This is a genomic window from Arthrobacter sp. TJ-263 (genome assembly GCF_058269155.1).
Window position 1 is genome coordinate 1 of sequence record NZ_JBZCNE010000009.1, and the last position, 908, is coordinate 908.

General features: G+C 65.0%; 1 protein-coding gene. It reads right to left on the minus strand.

What is annotated here, in order from left to right; genetic code table 11:
- Nucleotides 1–31: 31 nt before the first annotated feature.
- Nucleotides 32–565: a hypothetical protein gene (locus AC4D2F_RS16855; RefSeq protein WP_490911636.1), complete on the minus strand. Its 534-nt coding sequence runs from the start codon at nt 563–565 to the stop codon at nt 32–34.
- Nucleotides 566–908: the final 343 nt, after the last annotated feature.

Consider the following 908-nt stretch of genomic DNA (forward strand, 5'->3'; position numbering starts at 1 on the left):
ACCCGTGGAGGGGTCTTTGCGGCGTCAGGGGTTAGGAGTCGGAGGCGACGGAGTCGTCGATCTCGGTGGCGTGGACGTAGGGCTCGCCGTCCCAGTCCTCGTAGAGAGCGTCATCGAGGTCGACGCCGAGCTCCTCCTCGACCGTGACGAGGTCGAAGCCTTCCTTCACGGTCCCGGTGACCGCGACCGTCAGCTCGGGGCTGACCTCGGGGAGGTCCTCGGGGTGCACGATCAGCAGCTCCTCGACCGTGGTGTCATCGGTGCCGGCAATGGTGAACGCCGTGGGGTCGATAACCTCGTTCACGTCCGCGGAGAGGGTGACTTCTTCACCGATGTAGGACTCGTTGTCGTCGTACCAGGACTGGTCGTAGGAGCCGATGTAGGCGTCGTCCCCTTCGGCGACCTGCTCGTTGTCCTCCTCATCCGACTCCACGACGTCTTCGACGTCGGCGCCCTGTTCGGATCCGGAGGTGTCGCTGCAGGCGGCGACGGACAGGATCGCGGCCGGTGCGATCGCGAGGGCTGCTGCCTTCTTCATCCAGGTGCTCTTGGTCATTGTTCCCATGACTCCTCCTCAGGATAGGGGGGTCCGGCGGCGCCTTCCGGCCCTTCGTTGCGGTTGGGTTGTGTTCTACGCCAGACCCAACGGTAAGCATGCTGACGAGCCGGAATGGGGCGATCCAGGACCATCAGAGACATCCGTTGCGAACACGCAACCGCCCTGTGATCGGGCTGTGACCGTCTGACCGGAGTCTGGCAGCGAGCCGGGTAAGGCCCGGGAATCCGCGGACCATCAGCCGGGCCAGAGGATCCTTGGATGAAGTAGGGCTGCGGGGCGGGGCGGTCACGATCGGATTGCGCTGGTTGTCCAACCCACCAAACCCTGCGTACCGTCACCCAGAGGGCAC